At 41.9% G+C, this 21,969-nt stretch carries 19 protein-coding genes, 1 other RNA gene and 2 pseudogenes; 10 read left to right on the plus strand and 12 right to left on the minus strand.

The features are described 5' to 3' along the window. Positions 1 to 12 precede the first annotated feature (12 nt). Together thiO and hemB are read right to left on the minus strand one after the other, a co-directional pair. A complete protein-coding gene (gene thiO / locus FTT70_RS05610; protein ID WP_180008628.1) occupies positions 13 to 1,131 on the minus strand; it encodes a glycine oxidase ThiO in 1,119 nt (372 codons plus the stop codon). A gap of 13 nt (positions 1,132 to 1,144) precedes the next feature. Beyond that, positions 1,145 to 2,158 (minus strand): porphobilinogen synthase, encoded by a 1,014-nt coding sequence (gene hemB / locus FTT70_RS05615; RefSeq protein ID WP_004975342.1) that lies wholly within the window; start codon positions 2,156 to 2,158, stop codon positions 1,145 to 1,147. Between the two features lie 120 nt (positions 2,159 to 2,278). Between hemB and FTT70_RS05620 the strand changes: the two genes are divergently transcribed. The 5 genes from FTT70_RS05620 to FTT70_RS05640 all read left to right on the plus strand — a co-directional run bounded on the left by FTT70_RS05620 (position 2,279) and on the right by FTT70_RS05640 (position 7,195). Next, positions 2,279 to 2,776 carry a thioesterase family protein gene (locus FTT70_RS05620; RefSeq protein ID WP_096902274.1) on the plus strand — a complete coding sequence of 166 codons (498 nt, stop codon included), beginning with the start codon at positions 2,279 to 2,281 and terminating at the stop codon, positions 2,774 to 2,776. 222 nt (positions 2,777 to 2,998) lie between these two features. Further along, positions 2,999 to 3,793 (plus strand): thermostable hemolysin, encoded by a 795-nt coding sequence (locus FTT70_RS05625; RefSeq protein WP_180168390.1) that lies wholly within the window; start codon positions 2,999 to 3,001, stop codon positions 3,791 to 3,793. A 28-nt stretch (positions 3,794 to 3,821) separates the two neighbouring features. Beyond that, on the plus strand, positions 3,822 to 5,513 hold the full coding sequence (locus FTT70_RS05630) for an AMP-binding protein (RefSeq protein WP_180159062.1): 1,692 nt from the start codon (positions 3,822 to 3,824) through the stop codon (positions 5,511 to 5,513). Then, positions 5,467 to 6,321: a TauD/TfdA family dioxygenase gene (locus FTT70_RS05635; RefSeq protein ID WP_178866969.1), complete on the plus strand. Its 855-nt coding sequence runs from the start codon at positions 5,467 to 5,469 to the stop codon at positions 6,319 to 6,321. The genes FTT70_RS05630 and FTT70_RS05635 overlap by 47 nt, the downstream gene beginning before the upstream one ends. A 40-nt stretch (positions 6,322 to 6,361) precedes the next feature. Beyond that, positions 6,362 to 7,195, plus strand: a complete 834-nt coding sequence (locus tag FTT70_RS05640) for an SDR family oxidoreductase (protein ID WP_096902277.1) — start codon at positions 6,362 to 6,364, stop codon at positions 7,193 to 7,195. Here FTT70_RS05640 and FTT70_RS05645 read toward each other — a convergent pair. Further along, entirely contained in the window at positions 7,190 to 8,527 is a 1,338-nt protein-coding gene (locus tag FTT70_RS05645; protein WP_154320425.1) for a sigma-54-dependent Fis family transcriptional regulator, read from the minus strand. The genes FTT70_RS05640 and FTT70_RS05645 overlap by 6 nt on opposite strands. Before the next feature lie 193 nt (positions 8,528 to 8,720). Between FTT70_RS05645 and FTT70_RS05650 the strand changes: the two are divergent. The 3 genes and pseudogenes from FTT70_RS05650 to FTT70_RS05660 all read left to right on the plus strand — a co-directional run bounded on the left by FTT70_RS05650 (position 8,721) and on the right by FTT70_RS05660 (position 10,688). Then, positions 8,721 to 9,403, plus strand: a pseudogene (locus FTT70_RS05650) (MBL fold metallo-hydrolase). A gap of 44 nt (positions 9,404 to 9,447) precedes the next feature. Then, entirely contained in the window at positions 9,448 to 10,230 is a 783-nt protein-coding gene (locus FTT70_RS05655; RefSeq protein ID WP_154320426.1) for a sulfite exporter TauE/SafE family protein, read from the plus strand. Between the two features lie 140 nt (positions 10,231 to 10,370). Continuing rightward, the gene (locus tag FTT70_RS05660) at positions 10,371 to 10,688 is read left to right on the plus strand and encodes a hypothetical protein (RefSeq protein WP_004975369.1); all 318 of its coding nucleotides are present in this window, start codon (positions 10,371 to 10,373) and stop codon (positions 10,686 to 10,688) included. A 94-nt stretch (positions 10,689 to 10,782) separates the two neighbouring features. Here the strand turns inward: FTT70_RS05660 and FTT70_RS05665 are convergent. The 7 genes and pseudogenes from FTT70_RS05665 to ssrA all read right to left on the minus strand — a co-directional run bounded on the left by FTT70_RS05665 (position 10,783) and on the right by ssrA (position 16,238). Then, positions 10,783 to 11,538 (minus strand): annotated as a pseudogene (locus tag FTT70_RS05665) (hypothetical protein). A gap of 30 nt (positions 11,539 to 11,568) precedes the next feature. Next, entirely contained in the window at positions 11,569 to 11,826 is a 258-nt protein-coding gene (locus FTT70_RS05670; protein ID WP_004975373.1) for a hypothetical protein, read from the minus strand. Between the two features lie 274 nt (positions 11,827 to 12,100). After that, positions 12,101 to 12,808, minus strand: a complete 708-nt coding sequence (locus tag FTT70_RS05675; protein ID WP_026438336.1) for an ABC transporter ATP-binding protein — start codon at positions 12,806 to 12,808, stop codon at positions 12,101 to 12,103. A 1-nt stretch (position 12,809) separates the two neighbouring features. Beyond that, the gene (locus tag FTT70_RS05680) at positions 12,810 to 14,018 is read right to left on the minus strand and encodes an ABC transporter permease (protein ID WP_004975378.1); all 1,209 of its coding nucleotides are present in this window, start codon (positions 14,016 to 14,018) and stop codon (positions 12,810 to 12,812) included. Then, positions 14,015 to 15,166: an efflux RND transporter periplasmic adaptor subunit gene (locus tag FTT70_RS05685; protein ID WP_180111672.1), complete on the minus strand. Its 1,152-nt coding sequence runs from the start codon at positions 15,164 to 15,166 to the stop codon at positions 14,015 to 14,017. The genes FTT70_RS05680 and FTT70_RS05685 overlap by 4 nt, the downstream gene beginning before the upstream one ends. A gap of 185 nt (positions 15,167 to 15,351) precedes the next feature. Further along, positions 15,352 to 15,594 carry a hypothetical protein gene (locus FTT70_RS05690; protein WP_004975383.1) on the minus strand — a complete coding sequence of 81 codons (243 nt, stop codon included), beginning with the start codon at positions 15,592 to 15,594 and terminating at the stop codon, positions 15,352 to 15,354. Between the two features lie 284 nt (positions 15,595 to 15,878). Continuing rightward, positions 15,879 to 16,238, minus strand: a transfer-messenger RNA (tmRNA) gene (ssrA, locus tag FTT70_RS05695). A gap of 130 nt (positions 16,239 to 16,368) precedes the next feature. On the opposite strand from ssrA, the gene glpK reads away from it, so the two are divergent. After that, positions 16,369 to 17,853 carry a glycerol kinase GlpK gene (gene glpK / locus FTT70_RS05700; protein WP_180168391.1) on the plus strand — a complete coding sequence of 495 codons (1,485 nt, stop codon included), beginning with the start codon at positions 16,369 to 16,371 and terminating at the stop codon, positions 17,851 to 17,853. 119 nt (positions 17,854 to 17,972) lie between these two features. Here glpK and FTT70_RS05705 read toward each other — a convergent pair whose 3' ends face one another. Both FTT70_RS05705 and FTT70_RS05710 read right to left on the minus strand, forming a co-directional pair. After that, positions 17,973 to 19,331: an NAD(P)-binding domain-containing protein gene (locus FTT70_RS05705; RefSeq protein ID WP_104852384.1), complete on the minus strand. Its 1,359-nt coding sequence runs from the start codon at positions 19,329 to 19,331 to the stop codon at positions 17,973 to 17,975. A gap of 664 nt (positions 19,332 to 19,995) precedes the next feature. Continuing rightward, positions 19,996 to 20,202 carry a hypothetical protein gene (locus FTT70_RS05710; RefSeq protein WP_004975391.1) on the minus strand — a complete coding sequence of 69 codons (207 nt, stop codon included), beginning with the start codon at positions 20,200 to 20,202 and terminating at the stop codon, positions 19,996 to 19,998. A 395-nt stretch (positions 20,203 to 20,597) separates the two neighbouring features. On the opposite strand from FTT70_RS05710, the gene sbmA reads away from it, so the two are divergent. Next, a complete protein-coding gene (sbmA, locus tag FTT70_RS05715; RefSeq protein ID WP_180168392.1) occupies positions 20,598 to 21,794 on the plus strand; it encodes a peptide antibiotic transporter SbmA in 1,197 nt (398 codons plus the stop codon). The last annotated feature ends 175 nt before the right edge of the window (positions 21,795 to 21,969 follow it).

Below are 21,969 nucleotides of genomic sequence, written 5' to 3' on the forward strand. Positions count from 1 at the left end.
TGCTGCTGAGTGTTATGCACAGATTGAGGTGGGCTGTAACTGCTTTGGATCATAAGCGGCAGGATCAACAATCGTTTCTTGCCCAAGCATGAGCTGTCTTAATAACTGCGCTGAAGCAGTGCCCATACATAAGCCATTACGGAAGTGTCCGAAATTCATCCATACATTATTTAGGCTTGGCACTTTGCCGATATACGGCACACCTGTAGGCGAGCCTGGACGTAAACCAGCCCATTGTTTCACAATGGGGAACTGTGCCAATTCAGGCACCATTTCAAAACAAGCCGTTAAAATATCTTGTTGGGTTTGCGGGTTTGGTGTGGTGTCAAAACCAACCTGACGCATACTTGAACCGCACAGCACATGCCCATCTTGACGTGGAATCAGGTACATCACCTTGTTCATACACATGCTTGGCAACCATTGTGCAGGGGTTTTAAATAACACAATTTGCCCCTGCACAGGCTGTACGGGAATCTCTAAACCCAGTTGTGCCGCCCACTGCTGTGACCATGCGCCTGTCGCAAGTACGATATGATCTGCATGATGCAAGCGACCATCGGCAGATTGAATGGCTTGAATACGATCTTCAGTGATCTGAAATTGCTGAATTGGGCAGTGTTCAAAAAATCGCACGCGCGGATGTTGTTTCAAATATTGCGTGAGCGATTGTAATAAACGCGGATTGCGCACATTGGCAAGTTGTGAGAAATACAGGGCTTGTTTAAATTTGGGGTGGATATGCGGGTTAATTTGTTCGAGCTGTTCCCGATTCAGACATTCAGCTTGCTGCATCGGTTCATGATGACGTTCGGCATAATTTATACCAATCTCAAAATCATCTTCATCAAAAATCAACATGCCTGTTTCATGGATTTCAAAATCAATGCCTGTAATAGGTTTGAGTTTTTCATTCCATGCTTGGTACTGCGGTTTGGCAAATTGGGCTAAGTCATTGACCGCTTGAGGATAACGCCACGGATACATGGGAGAAAGAATTCCACCACCTGCCCATGATGCCGCTTGTGCTGCTTGTTGTTGATCAAAAATACTGATAGAGCAGCCCTGCTCTACCAGTTCGAGTGCAGACAACAAACCGCTGATGCCTGCACCAATGATTGCGATGTGCATGAAAGTCGCCTGTTTATGCCATATCTTTAAGTTTGAGTGCTGCTTCTTCGGCAAAATATGTCCAAATACCATCTGCACCTGCACGGCGGCAACTCATTAGCGATTCAATAATCACACTGTCCGACAACCAGCCATTTTGAATCGCGGCAGCAAGCATGGCGTATTCACCACTCACTTGATAGACAAAGGTTGGCACACCAAAGTTATCTTTCACTTCACGTACAATGTCTAAATAAGGCATGCCTGGTTTTACAATCACCATGTCTGCACCTTCTTGAATATCCAGTGCAATTTCATGCAAGGCTTCGGCACGGTTGCCAATATCCATTTGATAATTGTATTTGTTGCCGCCTTTTAGGTTGCTGGCAGAACCGACTGCATCACGGAAAGGACCGTAAAAGCTAGAGGCATATTTGGCTGAATAAGCCATGATAGAGGTATAGATATGCCCGTTGCTTTCCAACGCCTGACGAATCGCACCAATACGGCCATCCATCATGTCACTTGGCGCAACCACATCTGCACCCGCTTCGGCATGGCTTAACGCCTGTTTAATTAGACATTCAACCGTTTCATCATTCAGGACATAGCCTGTGTCATCAATAATGCCATCTTGACCATGAGTGGTGTACGGGTCGAGTGCGCCATCGGTAATAAGTACCATCTCTGGCAATTCTTTTTTCAGCAGGCGTAGTGTGTTTTGCACCAAGCCATCTTCACGCCATGCTGCTTCTGCGGTCAGGCTTTTGTCTTCTTGTGGTGTGACTGGAAATAATGCCAGTTTAGACACGCCCAACTGCATTAAACGCTCGGCTTTTTTGAGTAATAAGTCTGCCGATAAACGCTGAATATTCGGCATGCTTGGAATATCTTGGGTTTGATTTTGTCCCGGTAAAACAAATACAGGATAAATCAAGTGATCTGTGGTTAAGTGAGTTTCGCGAACCATGGCGCGTAATTGATCATTTTTACGGATACGACGCATACGAGTGGCAGGAAATGCAGGGCGATTGAACGTATAGGTCATAAAAATCTCACTGATCAGTATTAAACTAGACGACTATTGTAGCCCCTTAAATTTCATTTGGGCATACATTGGCTGTTTTTATTGTTGGTAAATTGAGTTGTTTGGACTTTTGGGCACGTTATGAGTAATGCAGAGAAAAATTGGACTGGGAATATACATTTAGGCGCGAAAGTCGATATTGATGTCGTGCTAAGACAATTGGTCAATGCATTTAATGGATCGCCATTTTTTCAACACAATGGCATGAGCATGCGTGTGGTAGATGGTCAAATTGAAGCCTATATTGAGATGCAACCGTATATGGTGGGCAACGTGGCTTTCCAAATTTTACATGGTGGTGTTGCTGCAACCATTTTGGACAGTGTGGGCGGTATTGTGGCAATGGGGGAGTTATATAAACGGACAGAACCTGACGATTTGCCCGATACCATTAAAAAAGTCACTCGTTTGGCTACCGTAGATATGCGAGTGGATTATTTAGCACCGGGACGCGGCAAGTATTTTATTGCCCGTGCGGAAACTTTGCGTTTAGGGCGTAAAGGCTGCACCATGCGTATGACGATGGTCAATGATGAAGATAAACCAATTGCAACGGCAATTGCGTCTTATGCCTATTAAAATCTAAGGTAGGGCGCGAACAATTGTGTTTTGCATAATTGGATGACTGTTTATTTTTGATTAGTTTATTGTTTTAAACATATAAGGAGTTGAGTGATCATCTCCTTTTTTTGTGTGCATGAAGAGTTTTTTGAATTGTGACAGTTTGTAGCGACTTAAGTTTTCTTTAAGTTTAGATTTCTATCTTGAGCATTGAGTTATTTTCTATCCAATGTGATGCACATGATCAAATTTAATTTTGATGCTCAATCATCCAGTCAAACGCATTTTCTGGATGCGAATTTTCATCAGCAAAAAAATAAAAAACAATTCAACGGGTATGCATCTGTAGCGCAGCCGTATAAACCACAAACGAACCCAAAACAGTTGAACCTAGAACAGCCACATTTAGATGTATTACACAGCTATGCCTCGGTGATTCAAGCACACACAACAGCACAACATTTAAATGTGACAACTGTGACCCAAGATGCTAGCAAACAACGCTTGGCATTAGAGCATTTTATTCGAGATAAATACCAAAAAGTCCATCAGGCATCCATAAATACTTTTTCAGATACCTTGTTTGCAGGCTATGTAAACCACGACATGCAAGTGGTGATTGGCATGCAACCATTGGGCGCAAACCAAGCCTTTTTGGAACAGTATTTAGGTGCACCCATTGAAACCATTTTAACCCAATTGAGCCAAGTGCCTGTAACGCGCGCGCAGATTGTTGAAATTGGCAACTTGGCAGCGCAAGACATGAGCAAAGCCAAATTGATGGTGGCTTTTTTGGTCTTTCACTTATCGCAGAACAATGTGTCGTGGGCAGTTTGCACAGGAACATCAGCAGTGCGCTATGTGTTACAGCAAATGGGTTTGCATTTTCAGGTACTAGAAAAAGCCAACCCCGAAGCCTTGGGCGATGCACAGCATCAATGGGGCAGTTATTACCAACAGAAGCCTTATGTACTGGCGATTGACGTTGCAGCAGCGTTGGCGGTCACGCAACAGCAATATTGTTTTTATGCCTAAGGTCATGCAGAAAGGCGGAAATTGAAAGATGAATGAGTTATTTGAAAACCTGAATCACTATGCCCAAACAGACCCTGAGCGTGAAGCAATTGTGACGGCACAAACCACACTGAGTTATGCCACATTACAGCAACGGGTTGAGTTGCTCAGTGCAGAATTGGCAACTTATCAAGTACAGCGTTTGGCGTTGTGGGGTGTGAATCAGGCCGATTGGATTGTGGTCGATTTAGCCGCACGTAAAGCTGCAATGACAGTCATTCCTGTGCCTTTATTTTTTACTGCTGCACAAGTGCAACATTTACTGCAAGACAGCCAAGCGGAGTTGCTGTGTATTTTGACGGATACTGCACAAAGCGATACTCCGTCCAATGTTAACTCGGCTATTGGAAATACTGCTATTCCAGAAGCTTTGTTGGAGATGATTGATGCAGTTCAGGCACAGGTTTTGCCACCATCAGATTTATATCAAGGGCAGTTGTTTCGTCTAAGCGTTGAAACAGCACAACCGCATTTATCCCCAAATTCTGCTGAGCAGCCTACAAAAATTACTTATACCTCGGGCAGTACAGGTACACCCAAAAGTGTGTGTTTGGCAGAAGCCACCATCAATTCAATTACACACTCTTTAAGTCAGGCATTACAAAGTAGCCAGCTTGGGCGGCATTTGTGTCTAATTCCATTTGCAACATTGCTTGAAAATATCGCAGGCGTGTATGTGCCTTTTCACATGGGACGTGCAGTGGTGGTGGGTGAAGTCAGCCAGTTCGGTTTGCTGTCCAACCATGAGTTTGATGTTTCACGCTTTGTCGATGCCGTGCAGCAATATCGCATTGAAAGCGTGATTTTATTGCCGCAAATGCTCAAAGCGATTGTGGAATATATCCATCAACACGGCGATTTGGGCTTGCGCACTTTGAAGTTTATTGCCGTGGGTGGTGGCAAGGTGTCTGCAGATTTACTCAAGCAGTGTCAGCAATTCAATTTACCTGTTTATGAAGGTTATGGTCTGTCTGAATGTGCATCGGTCGTGAGTTTAAACCTGCCTGAAGCTCGCAGAATTGGCAGTGTTGGCCGCGTATTACCGCATGTTCAAGTCGAAATTGCTGCCAATCAAGAAGTGGTGGTCAAGGGCAATGCCATGTTGGGATATATGCATGAACTTGGGCGTGAGCAGGATGCGGTATCAGCCGATATTCACACAGGCGATGCAGGTTATTTTGATGAAGATGGCTATTTATATATCACGGGGCGTATCAAGCAAATTATTGTCAGCAGTTTTGGGCGCAATATTTCACCAGAATGGGTTGAATCGAACAGTTTGAGTGAGCTTGAAATTCAACAGATTGCCGTGTTTGGTGAAGCGCAGCCGTCATTATCTGCAGTGATTTATGCCGAGGAACATCGTTCAGATGCGCAATTGGCAGCCGCGATTTATCGTGCCAATACCCGTATGCCTGATTATGCCCAAATTAAACACTGGTGCCGTGCTGAACAACCTTTTTCTTTAAATAATCAGATGTTAACCGATAACGGAAAATTGCGTAGAGCAGTCATTCAGCAACAGTATCAGACAGCTTTGGCACATCCTACAACGTATTTAATGGCTGATCTTGGAGATGTTTCACAGATAGACATCAACCTGTCAGTCATCAATAGAGATAGAGAGAAATCACATGAATATTGCACAACAGCAATTCAAACATTCCCCACAACAAATTAAAGATCGTTTGGTGGAGCACGGTTGGGTTTTACTTAGAAATGAACATTATGATGTGAATGCGTTTAGTGGGCTGATGAGCAATATTTGCCAAAAGCTGACCTATGACCCTGCACGTGAAAATGTGACCCGACAATCGCAAAAAGTAGATGCAGGTACGCAGGCAATGGGACTGCATATAGAAAATGGTTCAACCCCAATGCCGCCTGATATTATTGCTTTTTTTAGTGAAAAAAGTGCTTCGCGTGGTTCGCAGACTACTTTATGTGATGGACATGAGGTATGGCAAAAACTGCCTGACACACTGAAGCAGAAATTTGCTGAACCGATGACCATCAGCCGTTACTTACCCAAAGCGATGTGGCAAAAGTATGTGGCGACAGCACTCAATATTGCCGATGCCGTACAGGTCGGGCAGCAGGAACTCGCTCATTTTATTGAGATGATTCCTAGACAACGGATTCGCCCTGCGCATGATGAAGGCGTACAGTACGATTTAAGCATGCCGATGATTCGCCATGACAATTTAAAAGCTGTGCCTGCCTTTGCCAACACCTTGTTGGGGCCTTCTTATAATTACGAAAAGCCGCGTTTTTACTTTGCCGATGGCAGCGAAATCCAAGCGGAATTATTGGAAGAGTTGGCAGAGCGATGCGAGCGTGAAACCTCAGAAATTGACTGGCAAGATGGTGATGTGGTGCTCATTGATAACAAGCGCTTTATGCATGGCAGACGTGAAATATTGGTGCCATTAGAAGATCGTAAACTCTATATTTGTATGGGCTTGGGACTGAATCCTGCATTTTTATAATTGAGTTGTATCGAATATCTTAAAATTGAGAGTATCTTTTATGTCAAATTTAACTGCGGTGATTTTCGGGGCAACAGGCGGGATTGGTCATGCGATTGCGCATCATTTTGCTGAAAAAGGCTTAAACTTAATTTTGGTTGGGCGTAAGCAAGACACCTTGCAACAACTAGAGCAAAGTCTGGCGCAGCAGTATCCTCAGTTGCAATTACACAGTCTGCGTTGTGATTTAATTGATGCCAGCAGTCGTCATGATTTTATTCAGGCACTTGCCGCATTAAAACAGCCGATTCATTACTATATTAACAATGCAGGCATGAATGATTTTCGTCTGTTTGCGCAGCAATCACAGGATACCATTGAGCAAATGATGTTGGTCAATGTGGCTTATCCGCTGCAACTGATTCAGGATGTGATTCCATATATGTCGGACAGTCAGCCGAGTCAGATCATCAATATTGGCTCGACTTTTGGCAGCATCGGCTATCCTGGCTATGTGAGTTATTGCGCCAGTAAGTTTGCCTTGCGTGGTGCAACTGAAGCGTTGGCGCGAGAGTATTGTCAGACTGCCATTCGTTTTAGATATTTCTCCCCACGCGCGACCAATACCAGTATGAATAATCCCGATGTGATTGAAATGAATATCAAAATGGGTACAAAAGTGGATTCACCTGAATTTGTGGCACAAGAACTGTATCAATTTTTACAAACAGACCGTCAATCCTATCAGGTCGGTTATCCTGAAAAAGTCTTTGTAAAACTTAATCAGTTGATGCCTAGCCGAGTCGCAGCTGCCATTCAAAAAGATTTAGACACCATTTATGAATATGCAGATCAAAGCAAAGCGTCCTTTATTCAGCAAACTTCCGCCTCATAAATGATATTTTTTTCGATAACGCCATAAGGTGGTTCGGCTAATGCCCAAGGCTTGTGCCACCAATTCAGTTTGCCCCTGATATTTTTCCAGTAAATCCTGCAGTGTGTCTTTATCTACTTTATTGTTGGTTTTGATGGGCAGCTCAATAGGTTGTGGCGTTGGGGGAGCTGTGGCGAGTTTCAAACTAGCATGCACAATTTCATCGGGTAAATCGTGTTGATCAATTTCCGTTTTACCTGCTGACATGGTCAATGCATACAGCAAGGTATTTTTTAATTCACGCACGTTGCCCGGCCAGTCGTAATTGATTAATACCTTCAGTGCTTGCTCGGTCAAATGTGGCGTGACCTGAAACTGGGCTTGTTGTTGCAAAATAAATGCTGCAATTTTAGGGATATCTTGTTTACGTTCACGTAGTGGTGGCACAAAAATTGGAATCACCCGTAAACGATAAAGTAAATCTTGGCGAAATCTGCCTAAACGCGCTTCTTCACGTAAAGCGCGATGGGTTGCGGTAATAATTCTGACATTCGATTTAATCGCTTTTTCACCGCCCAAAGGGGTGAATTCGCCCGTTTCTAATACTCGCAATAATTTGGCTTGCAGTTCCAGTGGAATTTCTGCAATTTCATCTAAAAATAAAGTACCACCTGCAGCACGTTCAAACACACCTTTATGCTCACGAATTGCCCCTGTAAATGCACCTTTCACATGCCCAAACAATTCACTTTCTAAAATATTGGCATTTAAAGCCGCGCAGTTAATCGCAATAAAGACTTGTGCATGCCGTTGGCTGCGTGCATGTACTGCTTGCGCCACCAACTCTTTACCACTACCAGATTCACCACGCACCAAAACAGGAAACTCAGTAATCGCTACCCGTTCAATAATGGAATACATATGCTGCATTTGTGGCGAATCACTATGGAAAAACTCCGCCAAACTATTTTGTGCTTGGGCAGATGGGGTGAGTGTTTGTGATGACACTGTTGCAACGCTAGGCTGCAGAAAGAATAAACATCCTGTGAAATCGGCTGTATGGACACGAATATTTAAGCTGTGGTAGTGCCATGCCTTAGCACTATTCGGGAGTTGCAGCAGACCTGTCTGTGGTTGTGATGCTGATTGTGATTGTAGTTTTAATTTCAATAATTGATTTTTTAATGTTTTACCCGTAGCTGCAGAAACAGAAGCATCTTGTGCATATTCATAAATCCATGTTTGAGCAATGTCGTCATAAACATAGAGCAAACTGTCTGGACAAAGTTGTTGTAAATGAAACAAAAAGCTTTCAAGACTGGCTTGTTGTTCAAAGTCATGTATCGCATTCATGATGTTTCATCTTTTGTTTCATTATTGATTCAATTGAAACACAAAATGCAACAGATGTGAAACATGGAGGATGATCTAAATTAAACAATATCTCTTAATATATTGTATTTTATTAATATATTTAAAAGAGATTAAGTTGGCACTATATTTGCAAAATTAAGAATAACAAAATATAAAACTCAGTATCTATCTCATGATCTTTCATCAATTTTTTGAAGCTGACAGCTCGACCTATACTTACTTATTGGCATCTGAACAAACCCGTGAAGCGGTGCTGATTGACCCTGTAATTTCAGAGGTTGAGCAATATGCTGCTTTTCTAGAACAGCATGATTTGCAATTGGTGTATAGCTTAGATACGCACGTACACGCTGACCATATTACTGCTGCCAACGAACTCAGAACACGTTTTGGTTGTAAAACTGTATTACATCGTAATTCAGGTGTGGTGTGTGGCGATATTTTCATTACCGATGGCAGCGCCATTCGTGTGGGTGAATTGTTGATTGAAGCACGTTATACCCCGGGTCATACCAACGCCTGTACCAGCTATGTGGTCAATGGCATGGTATTCACTGGCGATGCGTTGTTAATTGATGGTTGTGGTCGTACTGACTTTCAGGAAGGCAACCCAGCGACTTTATATGACAGCATTCATCTACAAATTTTTAGCTTACCTGATGACACTTTGGTGTACCCAGGGCATGACTACAAAGGGCGTGTGTCTTCTACCGTTGGGCAGGAAAACGCAATAACTCGCGTTTAGGACAAGGGCGCACCAAAGCGGAATTTATTACCCTCATGCAGAATTTAAAACTGCCTTATCCAAAACATATTGATGTGGCTTTGCCTGCCAATAAAGTTTGCGGCAAGTAATGCTTGCACAGCACAACACAGTGATGGAATAGGGGAAAATACGCATGTGGATGTTAATCCTAGAAGGCTTGGCGATTGGTACTTTGCTGGGTTTGACAGGGGCAGGGGGCGGTATTCTTGCCGTTCCTGCTCTTATGGCAAGCCAAGGCTGGACTGTGGCGCAGGCTGCACCCGTGGGTTTATTGGCAGTCACTTTGGCAGCTTTGGTTGGCACAGTTGAAGGCTTGTTCAAACGTATTGTGCGTTATCGTGCTGCATTGTGGATTGCCTTAATCAGTATTCCATCTGCACGTTACGGGGTGCATTTGGCAGGTATTGTCCCGCCCATTTGGTTAACACTGGCGTTCAGTCTGGTCATGTTTATTGTGGCGTATCGTATTTTCTTTAATAAAGTCAACGACCAAATTAATCCACCGTGTAAGGTAAACCAAAACACAGGACGCTTAATTTGGAATGTTAAAACGGCGTCTTTGCTTGGTGGTGTTGGTGTAATTGCAGGCTTGCTGACGGGTTTGTTGGGTGTGGGCGGTGGTTTTATTATTGTGCCGTTATTGCGTAAATTTACCGATTTGGATATGCGCAGTATCGTCGCAACCTCTTTGATGATTATTTTCCTGATTGGTGGCGTGAGTATTTCAGCACACGTTTTAGATGGCTTTCAGTACCCAATGGCAGTCACCATCACCTTTGTTCTGGCGTGTATTGTCGGGATGTTACTTGGACGTACTTTGGTACATCGCATGAATAGCAATACTGTACAAAAGGTATTTGCTACAACAGTCATTGGTGTTGCGTTCTACCTCATTTATACAGCGATTATGGCTTAAGTCTAATATTTGGATACTATGTTTTTACTTTGAACTGCAGTATTGTGAATAGGTAACGTATTGTTAAGTGTAAGAAAAAGCACTAGACCTAGACCAAATTAAAGATTAGTTTAGCTGTATAAGATGACAAGGAGCCAAGAATGAAAAAACATTTATTTTGTGTGGGTGTCGAGTTCCGCAAAGCATCCGATGAAACAGGCTCTTATGCGTATTTGACCGCATATTTAGGCGCAGATGACTTACATGAAGCGATTGATCGCGTTCAGAAACAACTGGAGCAAGAAGGCAATAAAGTATTGTTCGTTCGTGGTTGCTGGGTTGTCGATGCCGATTGTGATGATGGTTTCTGCCCAACTGAAGAAAGTAATGCTGCCTCTAAAGCAGACCTACTGTTCAACGATGAAATCTATTATGGCAAATTGCAGCAATGGTCAATCAACAATGGCTATGAATACTGAGTAAAATGTTGGCTGAGTAAGATGCCGATGGGTTCAGTTTACTGACCTGTGAATATTTAAAAAACCGCGTTTGAATGATTCAAGCGCGGTTTTTTTATTCTTCATCAACCAAATGAACAAGTACATATTTTTCAAACCAGATCGGAAACTCTCCTTTAAAATCTGGATTAATGATCAATGTATCTCCGTTAGTCACTTCACAGATATAAGAAGCCATATTCTTGGTCGCATTACTTGAGTTATCAAATAAATACGCTCGGTCAGATACTTCAATCGCATCAATCAACATGTGCATAGTGCGGAAATAGCGTTCACGGATTTTAATTTCTTCGACTGGATGACCACCATTTTTCACACGTTGTTTAACTCGGTCCACATTAATATCAGGGTCCTCAGTCGTCACAAAGTATAAATAGGTACGATAGCCTTGCGTTTTAGCATCTCGCAAAAACTCGATTTTACTCTCATGAGACATTACGGTTTAAAATGTAAATCCAACCTTAAGCGTAAGTAACTCTTTACGGATGACATCAAGAATTCGGGCTGCGAGGTAGGAATCAATCGTGTTCCCGCTTAAGTCGATTAAGCTTCCATCAATCACAGGATCTACTGAGAGGAGAGGACTTTTGCTTAGAGTACCATCTGCATTTTTTAGTGGTCGACTTGCTTGAGTAAGATAATCAACCAATATGTTTGCATTAATGCGTATATCAAATTGACTTAGATCAAGAATGGGTGTGGCTTTAAGATCGCGCTCAAGGTTGTCAGCATTCAAAAACAATTTAGATAAACGGCTATCTAAACCATTAATCATCGTACTTTTGCCCGATCCATTTGGACCCGCAAACATTCTGATTCGAGGTGTTTTTGGCAACATAAATTATTCTGCAGTAGCCTCTATGTTACGTTTTCTAATTTTAAAGGTTCTGCGACCATTAAACTGGCGGGCTAGATCAGGGTTCCGACCAGATAACTGTTTGATTAAAACTGGTTTGCCATTCGGGGTTTTGCTGACTAAGGCATCATTTTCCACATAAAGTACTCGATCACTGTGAGCTACTGCAATGAAGCGTTCACGCAAAACGTCAGCTGCAGCTGTAGCGATTTCACTTTCATTGGTTCGGTTTCTAGTTGACATATCTAAAACCTCTAGGTGATTAAGTTTCATGGTTAGCGCGTCAATTCTTGGATTAAGAATAAATTGCTCTATTTAATCAATATATGCGTATTTTGATTAAATTCCAAGAACAGTATGAAGCTAGTAAGTATTATATTTTTGCATTTCTGATGCTATCAGAATACCACATCAACCGTTTTTTAGCATTGTGTCGCATGTAACTTGAAATGCAGATATTTTATTGCTTTTGATATTGAGCTAAAACATCAGTTTCCAGCGCTGAAAACTTTAGAGCCTACTTAAAAGGACGTCCTTCGCCTTGTTCTTCATAAGTCACACCATCTCGAATGTGGTACAAGCGTTTAAAGGTAGGGATGATTTTATCGTCATGTGTGACTACAATAATTGCAGTTTGAAATTTTTCTGCCATTTCGTGTAATAAGCGAATCACGGTCATCGCGCGTACACTATCCAATGGTGCAGTGGGTTCATCGGCTAAAATCACAGGCGGTTGATTAATCAAACCACGTGCAATGGCGACACGCTGTTGTTCACCACCAGACAATTGCCCAGGCATGGCATGTACCCGATGCTGCACATCGAGCGCCGTTAAAATTTCCAATGCGCGGGCGCGGGCAATGTCATTGGCTACGCCTGCTAACATCGGCAGCAGCGCTACATTATCCAAAACATTTAAAAAAGGAATTAAGTACGGGGTTTGGAACATAAAACCAATTTTATCGCGGCGTAAGGCACTTAAGTCTTTGACTAACCAACGTTGGTCAAAAATCACCTCATCGCCCAAAGTCATGCGTCCTTCGGTAGGATCAATCACTGCACCTAAACATTTGAGTAAGGTACTTTTGCCCGAACCTGAGGGGCCAATCAGCCCAACTACTTCACCGGGCGCAACCTGCATATTGACATCTTTTAAGGCATAAAAGGCATTGTCACCTTGTCCAAAACGCTTTTTTAAACCTTCAATTAAAATGCCGTGTGTCATGTTATCCCCCAATTGCTTCGGCAGGGTCAACACGCAGTGCCATCCGAATTGCAACCAAACTGGCTAACATGCAAATCAGCATCACCGCAAAAAATCCGAAAATCGAATCTTGTGGAACCAATAAGACATATTTCGGGAAATATGGTGCTGCAAAAGTTGAACTGATTTTACCGACAGCAAATCCAATTAATCCCAGCGCGAGTGCTTGTTGCAAGATCATCCAAGCGATTGTGCGATTGCGTGTGCCGATTAATTTTAAGACCGCAATTTCACGAATTTTGTCCATAGTCAGGGTATAAATAATAAATGCCACAATCGCGGCGCTGACCAAGGCCAAAATCACTAAAAACATGGCAATTTGTTTGGCGGATGTGGCAATCATTTTGCTGATTAAAATGTGTTCCATCTGCGGGCGGGTATAGACTGTTAGTTGTTGCCAACGCTGAATATGTGCTGCTGTTTCTTCAGCTGAAGCACCTGCATTTAAACGGACTAAAATAGCATTCACATAACGGTTGCTACTTTGTGCATTGAGTACGCTTTCAAGCAAGTCAGGATAAGCAGGGCGGTTATAAATTGGGTTTACTGCAATTCGTCTACGGTCTTGTAAAATGGCAGCATTGCCCTTTTGGAATTGCGCCTGTTGTGCATCTTTCAGCGGAATAAAAATCATCGGGTCACCACCCGAAGACACCATGCGTCGGGTTAAACCCACCACGGTAAAGGTGTTACGACGGATTTTAATACGATCACCCAACTTTAATCCCGTACTCATGTCGGCTACGGCTTCATAGTGCCCGCGGGTCAATTGACGTCCTGCCAATAAATGTGGCGGCCACCCCAAGTTATTCCACGCATGTTCACCTGTTTGAATCCCGACCACCATCGAGCGAATATCTTTATCTTGATGATGCACTTGCATGGTTAAATAAGTAATATTTGAAGCATGCGCCACCCCGGGCATATTCATCACGCTGCGATATAAATCATCACGCACACTTGAAGGTTCTGCATAAGGGCCAAGTGTATCTTGCTGCACTACCCATAGGTCAGCACCACTGTTATTCAGCAGGGCTTTGGCATCATCTACCATGCCGCGATACACACCAGCCATAATTAAGGTCACACCAATCAGCAAGCCGAGTCCAAAGCCAGTAAATACAAATTTACCCCATGAATGGAAAATATCACGACCTGCTAGACTAATCATTTAGCTGCTCCTGCAAGTTGCTTCACAACCCGTAAACGGTTTTTGGCATGCAGTGGTTTTTCGCTATACAGTACCACTTGATCATTTTCAGATAAGCCTGCGAGCACTTGCACATCGCCCGCTAAATTTGAACGTCCCAATTGAACTTCAACAAATTGTGGTTTTTCTGCTGCAACTTTCCACACCCCCACTTGGTTATCGATACGGTGAACTGCCGCATTGGGAATGGTTAAACTGCGTGCCAATGGTGCGAGGCTGATGGTGACTTCTGCTAACTCACCCAAAGGCGGAAGAGGCGTTGGTGGTTGATTAAAAACCACCTTGGCTAAAATTTCTTCGGTAATGGCATCGGCACGGGGTTCTACCCATAACACATGACCTGCCAAAGCATTATTTTGCCGTGAACGTAAATGAATTTGAGCAGGTAAACCTGCAGCTAAACCAATCGCACTGGATTGATCGAAACGGGCATTCATCCAAATGGAGTTAGGATCGACAATTTCTAGTACTGTTTGACCTGCCACGACTGTTGAACCCGGTTCTGCATAACGTGCAGTGACGACACCTGCGGCTGTGGCCACTAGATTTAAATTATCGCGCTGTGCTTGTAAGGTGTTTAAGTCTGCGCGTGCTTTATTGAGTTCTTGTTGCATCGCGCTGAGTGCCGCCGTTGCCAAATCGAGCTCTTGTTGTTTAATGGCTAAAGATTCTTGGCTGGTGGCATTGATTTTGGCCAGTTGTTGATAACGCTTGACTTGTTGCTGCGCAAAATTTTGACGGATTTGAGTGTCTTGTTGCTGAGCGGTAATTTTTTGGATTATCGCACGTTGAGCCAATAAACGATCTTCTAGATCGACAGGATCCATTTCGCCTAACAGTTGTTCTGCTTGTACGTTATCGCCAATATCTACTTTTAAGTTTTTTAAGCGACCTGCTGCAGTTGGGCCAATTTTATAATTATAACGCGCTTCAACGGTTGCTACGCCAAACAGGCTAGGTTGAATGGATTGATATTTGACTTGCGTGAGGGTGACGTTGACAGGGGCAAATGGGCCTGTGCGTAAGACCACGTAAATTAACAATAAAACCAGAGCTACAATGACCACAATCACGGAAATAGTTCGCTTTCCTAAGGGAAATACCTGCATGTGTACTCCGCATAATTTTTTATCAATTAAGGAGAATATAATCTATTTTGTTATTGTGCGGGAGAGTTATTCGGTTTGGGGGATGAAAGCGAAAAATGTTTGGAGATGAATAAACCGTCCAATAAAAAGGCTTAAATCCTAAAAGTGGATTTGAACCTGTATTGTGCAAAAGTGAGCAATCCTGATCATTTTTCGTGAAGTTTTACCTCAATTTGATAGTCGTCTTGGGTCACTTTAATTTTATGGTCTTTATATTTACGTTTGCTTGGCGAGAGTGCAGAGCTAGTCACTGCCTTATGGAAATCACTATCTGACATGAAAAAATAATAAGCCTTATAGCCCAATAATATTTTCTCAATTTTATTGCCTTTAGTCTGAGCATCACTGATCAATGAATTTAGATACTTTAAGCTGATGTTTGCTGACATTCCTGAACCTTAAAATATAAAGTTGAAATTTCTAAGAATTTATAAGCAACAAACATTACAAATTTATGACAAGGGTTGTTTGAGAGATGTACTTCGCTTCAGGTCATTATAGATCTAAAAGTTGTGGGTCAAATTGACGCAATTTTGACCCAATTTATTCAAATTTGGGTCAATTTGTTCTGGATAGCATTGGACGCAAAACCCATAGAAAAAGCCTTAAACACTGATGTTTAAGGCTTTTTTAGTCATATTTAGTTATGTAACTTCATATGAATTTAAGAATTTGGTGGAGATGGCGGGAGTTGAACCCGCGTCCGCCAACACTACACTCGAGAATACTACATGCTTAGATATCGTCTATTGTTTTAACACTCTAAGACCCGACGAACAGGGTTTAAAGTGCGATCCTCTAAGTTTGGTATAAAGTCCCGAGGCTCAACTCTATACGGACTTGTGTGCGTGCGCTTCAGTCGGGTTCACTGACCACAAGTATTCAGTGAAGCGGACAAGCGGCCCTTAGGCAGCTAGAGCGTAAGATTCGTCGTTTGCGACTATTTTAATGCAAATTTGATTTACGAGAGAAAATGCGCTCTCGGCATGCATCTATGAGCTTCATCATCAGCGTCGAAGCCAATAACATCCCCATATCACAGCGCAATCATAGCATAGCTGGCAAAAATTACGATGTATTTTCTGCACAATTACACATTTCGATGCGCTTAGTTACATAATTGCGCTAATATTTTATTTTTCAAGTCAAACACAATAAAAAATATGAGTTATTTACTAGCACTCGATCAAGGCACAACCTCTAGTCGCGCTATCATCTTCAATGAACACGGACAAGTTCAGGCAACGGCACAACGAGAAACCCATATTCAGACCCCACATTCAGGTTGGGTGGAGCAAGATGCTCAAGAAATCTGGTCAAATCAAATTGCTGTGGTGCAACAGGCTCTGGCGACTGCAGGTATTTTGGCTAAAGACATTCGCGCAATTGGTGTGACCAATCAACGTGAAACCACAGTGGTGTGGGATAAACGCACAGGCAAACCATTAGCGCCTGCAATAATTTGGCAAGATCGTCGTGCGGCTGATTGGTGTCATCACTTGATTCAAAATAATCAGATGCAATTGATTCAGGAAAAAACAGGTCTGCGTATAGATCCGTATTTTAGTGCAGGCAAACTGGTGTGGCTGCTTGAGCATGTCGATGGATTAAAAGCATTGGCACAGCAGGGGCATGTGGCTTTTGGCACCATCGACAGTTGGTTAATCTGGAATTTGACCCAAGGCGCAGAGCATGTCATTGAAGCGAGTAATGCTTCAAGAACGATGTTGATGAACTTGCATCGTCAAACTTGGGATGAAGAATTACTGGAATTATTTCAAATTCCCGCATCGGTCTTACCCAAAATTATTGCATCCGACAGCTATATTGCAGATACCGCAACGGGTTTATTGGGCGCGAATATCCCAATTACAGGTATTTTAGGCGATCAGCAGGCGGCGTTGTTTGGGCAATCGTGCTTTGAAGTTGGAACAGCAAAAAACACCTATGGTACAGGCTGTTTTATGTTGTTTAATACAGGCAATCAGGTGCAATTTAGCCAAAATAAGTTACTTACCACTTTGGCATGGCAATGTCAAAATCAAACCCATTTTGCCCTTGAAGGCAGTGTTTTTATGGCAGGCGCGGTGGTGCAATGGCTGCGCGATGGTTTGGGTATTATCCAAAAAAGCAGCGATGTGGAACAACTTGCCAATAGTGTAACTTCTAGCGATGGTGTAGTGCTAGTTCCTGCATTTACAGGGCTTGGTGCGCCACATTGGGACAGTGAAGCGCGAGCGCTTTTATGTGGAATGTCACGTGGCACCAACAAGGCACATATTGCCCGTGCTGCCTTGGAATCCATTGCATTTCAGGTGTCGGATGTACTCACTGCGATGCAATCCGATTTAGATCATCCACTGAAAGAGCTTCGAGTCGATGGTGGTGCTAGTCAAAATGATATGTTGATGCAATTCCAAGCCGATATTTTAAATGTGCCTGTGTTACGTCCTAAAATGTTGGAATCAACCGCTTGGGGAGCAGCAGCTATGGCAGGTTTAAAGGCGGGTGTATTTTCTGACTTATCTGAAATTTCAGCATCTTGGCAGTTAGATCGGGTATTTGAACCCCAAATGAATGAAGCAGAGCGTGCAGAACATTTAGCGCGTTGGCAACAAGCCTTAAAACGTGCTAAGTCAGACTTATAATCAGCGCTATTTCTAAAATAACGCTAAGTTGAAATAAATCTTTAAACCACAAGCCTCATCAGCAAAACTTTTGAGGCTTGTAGCTGTTTTTTCGTTACTTTGATCTTTTAGATTACGCCTTACATTGCCTCACGTTGAGCTTCATCTTCTAGATAACTTTCCAAAGAATCATCTAGTGCATAAAGCCATGGTGTGTGATGCGGTTTAGCCATTTTTCCTGTCATCACTGAGCGATAAACTTTATCTCTAAAGCCCATAATATTTTCTTTTTTATGCTTTTTCCATTGCATGAAAATATCGTGTACTGCATCAATATTGAAAGATGGATAGTCGGTCTGCGCAATCAGGCGTTTGATGTAATCCCCTTGAAAACGTGCAGATTGTTCATCGCTCATTAAGCGTTGTTCTTTTTCATGCAAGGTTTGGGTATGGCTTTGCATTTCGTCTATGCTTGGCAACGCAATTTTGCCCAAAATCACATCGCGGACAAACCATGCCTGCGCATCGAACATATTGAAGGTGTACCATTGATCTTGCATACCCAAATAGAACAAACGTGGATTCTTTTCCCAAACCACACCTTGATATAAACCTAGTGGATAAAGGCAGTTATGCGTTCTGAGGCGCAAGCCATCTTCAATAAACGGGAAGTGGTGTAAATAGCCCGTACATAAAATAATGGCATCAATTTTGGCCGATGTTCCATCACCAAAATAAGCAGTATTTTCATCTACACGCAGTAATTGTGGTTTTTCAGACCAGTTTTTGGGCCACTTAAAGCCCATGGCTTTACTGCGATAGCAACTGTAAATTTGTTTGGCGCCGTATTTATAACATTGCGAACCAATGTCTTCGGCAGAGTAGCTGCTGCCCACCAACAGCACTGATTTACCTTTAAATTCCAGTGCATCACGGAAATCATGCGCGTGTAAAATACGACCATGGAATTGATCAAAGCCTTCATAAACAGGGACACGCGGGGTAGAAAAGTGCCCAGAGGCCACCACAACATAATCAAACTGTTCTGAATAATGACGTTGCTGTGCGTAATCTTCGACATCAACCGTAAATTTTTGCGTCGCATCATCATAATGAATATGCTGAACGGCGGTATTAAAGCGGACTAAGTCTTTCACCTGTGCTTTTTCTGCACGACCTTGAATATAATCCCACAACACTGCGCGTGGCGGATAAGACGCGATTGGTTTTTTGAAGTGTTCATCAAAAGTATAATCGGCAAATTCTAGCGCTTCTTTAGGGCCATTTGACCATAAATAACGGTACATACTGCCGTGGACAGGTTCGCCATGTTCATCTATACCTGTGCGCCAAGTATAGTTCCAGAGTCCACCCCAATCATTTTGTTTTTCGAAACATACAATTTCAGGAACTTGTAGACCTTTGGCCTTTGCTGACTGAAACGCTCTTAATTGGGCCATGCCGCTTGGGCCAGCGCCAATAATTGCAATTCGATCCATTGCTATCTCCATTAGTTTTTGAGTTCTTAATTACTTCTCCAATTTTGAGTGACACAATTCAGGATTTTAAATATCCGCATTATAAAAATAAGCAAATACAATCCTAAATTTAGAGATCAAGTAGATCTTGTCAAAATAGGATGTGAATTAAAAAAATAGAAAAAATAAAACACACTAAAGACAGTAAAAATTGCTTAAGCAACTCATCTTTATAAAAAAATGTGTTTTACAAGAAGCATGATCTTATCATAATTTTTGATTAATTTTGGTTTTGCTTAGTTGTAAAAGTGAATTTAAAGTCATTGCTGTTGTTGTTTTGGTTTGATCAATTGGTATATTTTATTGATTTTTATAGAGAAAATAAGATGAAAATTTAAAGCTAATTTTTATCTCATTTTGCCCAATATAAAGGTGATTTTGATGAGATTGTTGCAAAATCTACAATGATATACAGAGGATTGAAAACTGAATCTTAGGCAACATTTTCAGAGAGCCATACCCGAAGTGGACTTCTGAAAAATTAAAAGGATGCTGTGATTGATAGGTGTAATGAAAGTTTAGTTTTTATAAGCCATGAAAGCAGTAGCGTATTTATCAAGCTTTATCTAATGATTGAATGTGCTTTGCGTACATTCAATCATTAAAGTTTGTGGCGACTCAGTAATTAAAGTTTACGCCACACCTTATTTTCATCTTCTAAAGAGACAGTAAAGTTAAATTCGTCGTCTACGGTAACCAAGTAGGAGTTAGGATTAACCAATAAAACTTTTAAAATTGTACCTTGCTCGAATTCAATTGGTGCGCAGTTTTCTTTACGTAGAACAATAGGTTCAAGTAGCTCAATAGCAATGTTTTCTGTTGGAGATTCCATACCGCACCCTAAATGAGTTATTTTTAATCAACTGTATTATATAGTAAATTGATGAATAATCTACACAAAATCGTAAATTTGTGTCGGGTTTAAATATTTTGTACTTGAATTGTTGGTCAAAAAATCGCAATAAATTTGCCCAATACTTCATAATTTGACATTTTAAAAATATAAGAAATTGAAATTTGATGTAATTTCTTAGATGAATGGCAAATGAACAGCGCAGTAAAATATAGCCGATTGATGAAATTTACAGTTTTCAGTATAAAAATAAAATTATTGCTGAAAAAACAGCGTATAAAGTATAAAAGTTAAAGTATCCATTCACGCTTTTTTAAGTGGTGAAGGCACTGGGTTTTACATTCCAATTTAAAAAATAAAGGCTTTTTGTCTGCATGTTTAAGTCATTTTTTCCAAATCCAAAGTGGTTTTTTATTTCATTGCTTGTTTGGTTCGCGATCAATCTGGCTTTATGGTACTCGGGCGGTAGCGCATGGGGTAGTTGGATTGGCTTCCCGCAAGGCTATGCCGAAGCAACATTACCCATCGATGTCAGCCGTTTTTGGTCACCTGCATTTTTATGGTTTTATCTGTGGTTTTTTGTGGCAACGACGCTGTTTGCCATTTTCTGGAAACTTAAAGCAAATCACCCATGGCAGCGCTGGTCGGTATGGGGATCGGCATTCATCCTGTTTAATATTTGGTTTGGGGTACAAGTCAATGTTGTGGTGAATGCCTGGTACAACCCATTTTATGACCTGATTCAAAAAATGCTCAGTAGTGGCGGTGGAGATGTCAATGAACTCTATGCAGGTGTGCTGACCTTTTTATACATCGCCATGGTGGCAGTGACCTTAATAGTTTTGAATTTATTTTTTGTTAGTCACTATGTTTTTCGTTGGCGTACGGCAATGAATAATTATTACACCGCACATTGGGAAAAACTCAGACATATTGAAGGTGCATCACAGCGTATTCAAGAAGATACCATGCGTTTTGCCAGAACCATGGAAACTTTAGGGGTGAATTTAGTCGAAGCCCTAATGACTTTGTTGGCATTTTTACCTGTGCTGTTTAGTTTGTCTGTGCATGTCAAAGCCTTGCCTATAATTGGGGAAATTCCGTATGCCTTAGTGTGGGCGGCTGTTGGCTGGGCAGTATTTGGTACGGTGGTGTTGATGGTGGTGGGTGCAAAACTTCCAGGTTTGGAATTTAACAACCAAAAAGTCGAAGCTGCATATCGTAAAGAACTGGTTTATGGTGAAGATCATCCAGAACGTGCCGATCCGCTGAGTTTAAAAGAACTGTTTAGCAAGGTGCGCTTTAATTATTTCCGTCTATATTTCCACTACGCCTATTTTAACTTGGTGCGTATTTGGTATATGCAATTAGACAATATTTACGGCTTATTTGTGTTATTCCCAAGCATTGCCGCAGGGGCAATTACCTTGGGCTTGATGATGCAAATCGCCAACGTATTTGGCAAAGTCCGTGAGTCGTTCCAGTACCTCATCGCGTCTTGGCCGACTATTATTGAGCTCTTGTCTATTCATAAGCGTTTAAAAGCATTTGAATCGACCTTGGATCAATAGTTTTGATGGCGACATTCATAAGTGTTGTGGATGTCGCGTTCGCATGTTTAGAGTGGTGACTGCCAAATATAAATTGATCTGAACAGTTGTATAAAAAATAATATGAGTGTTAGTATTCAAAATCATAAAAAACTGTGATGAATTGGATTGTTTTATAAAAATATCAAACGCGATT

Origin of the sequence: Acinetobacter sp. YH01003 (assembly GCF_013420525.1) — a bacterium.
In the GTDB taxonomy this organism is placed as follows: domain Bacteria; phylum Pseudomonadota; class Gammaproteobacteria; order Pseudomonadales; family Moraxellaceae; genus Acinetobacter; species Acinetobacter towneri.

Coding starts and splice junctions, on each gene's coding strand:
- sbmA (WP_180168392.1), top strand. CDS start 20,598: ATGTTTAAGTCATTTTTTCCAAATCCAAAGTGGTTTTTTATTTCATTG.
- FTT70_RS05680 (WP_004975378.1), bottom strand. CDS start 14,018: ATGATTAGTCTAGCAGGTCGTGATATTTTCCATTCATGGGGTAAATTT.
- FTT70_RS05630 (WP_180159062.1), top strand. CDS start 3,822: ATGAATGAGTTATTTGAAAACCTGAATCACTATGCCCAAACAGACCCT.
- hemB (WP_004975342.1), bottom strand. CDS start 2,158: ATGACCTATACGTTCAATCGCCCTGCATTTCCTGCCACTCGTATGCGT.
- FTT70_RS05655 (WP_154320426.1), top strand. CDS start 9,448: ATGTGGATGTTAATCCTAGAAGGCTTGGCGATTGGTACTTTGCTGGGT.
- glpK (WP_180168391.1), top strand. CDS start 16,369: ATGAGTTATTTACTAGCACTCGATCAAGGCACAACCTCTAGTCGCGCT.
- FTT70_RS05640 (WP_096902277.1), top strand. CDS start 6,362: ATGTCAAATTTAACTGCGGTGATTTTCGGGGCAACAGGCGGGATTGGT.
- FTT70_RS05705 (WP_104852384.1), bottom strand. CDS start 19,331: ATGGATCGAATTGCAATTATTGGCGCTGGCCCAAGCGGCATGGCCCAA.
- FTT70_RS05675 (WP_026438336.1), bottom strand. CDS start 12,808: ATGACACACGGCATTTTAATTGAAGGTTTAAAAAAGCGTTTTGGACAA.
- FTT70_RS05685 (WP_180111672.1), bottom strand. CDS start 15,166: ATGCAGGTATTTCCCTTAGGAAAGCGAACTATTTCCGTGATTGTGGTC.
- FTT70_RS05635 (WP_178866969.1), top strand. CDS start 5,467: ATGAATATTGCACAACAGCAATTCAAACATTCCCCACAACAAATTAAA.
- FTT70_RS05645 (WP_154320425.1), bottom strand. CDS start 8,527: ATGAATGCGATACATGACTTTGAACAACAAGCCAGTCTTGAAAGCTTT.
- FTT70_RS05670 (WP_004975373.1), bottom strand. CDS start 11,826: ATGTCAACTAGAAACCGAACCAATGAAAGTGAAATCGCTACAGCTGCA.
- FTT70_RS05625 (WP_180168390.1), top strand. CDS start 2,999: ATGATCAAATTTAATTTTGATGCTCAATCATCCAGTCAAACGCATTTT.
- FTT70_RS05710 (WP_004975391.1), bottom strand. CDS start 20,202: ATGGAATCTCCAACAGAAAACATTGCTATTGAGCTACTTGAACCTATT.
- thiO (WP_180008628.1), bottom strand. CDS start 1,131: ATGCACATCGCAATCATTGGTGCAGGCATCAGCGGTTTGTTGTCTGCA.
- FTT70_RS05620 (WP_096902274.1), top strand. CDS start 2,279: ATGAGTAATGCAGAGAAAAATTGGACTGGGAATATACATTTAGGCGCG.
- FTT70_RS05690 (WP_004975383.1), bottom strand. CDS start 15,594: ATGTCAGCAAACATCAGCTTAAAGTATCTAAATTCATTGATCAGTGAT.
- FTT70_RS05660 (WP_004975369.1), top strand. CDS start 10,371: ATGAAAAAACATTTATTTTGTGTGGGTGTCGAGTTCCGCAAAGCATCC.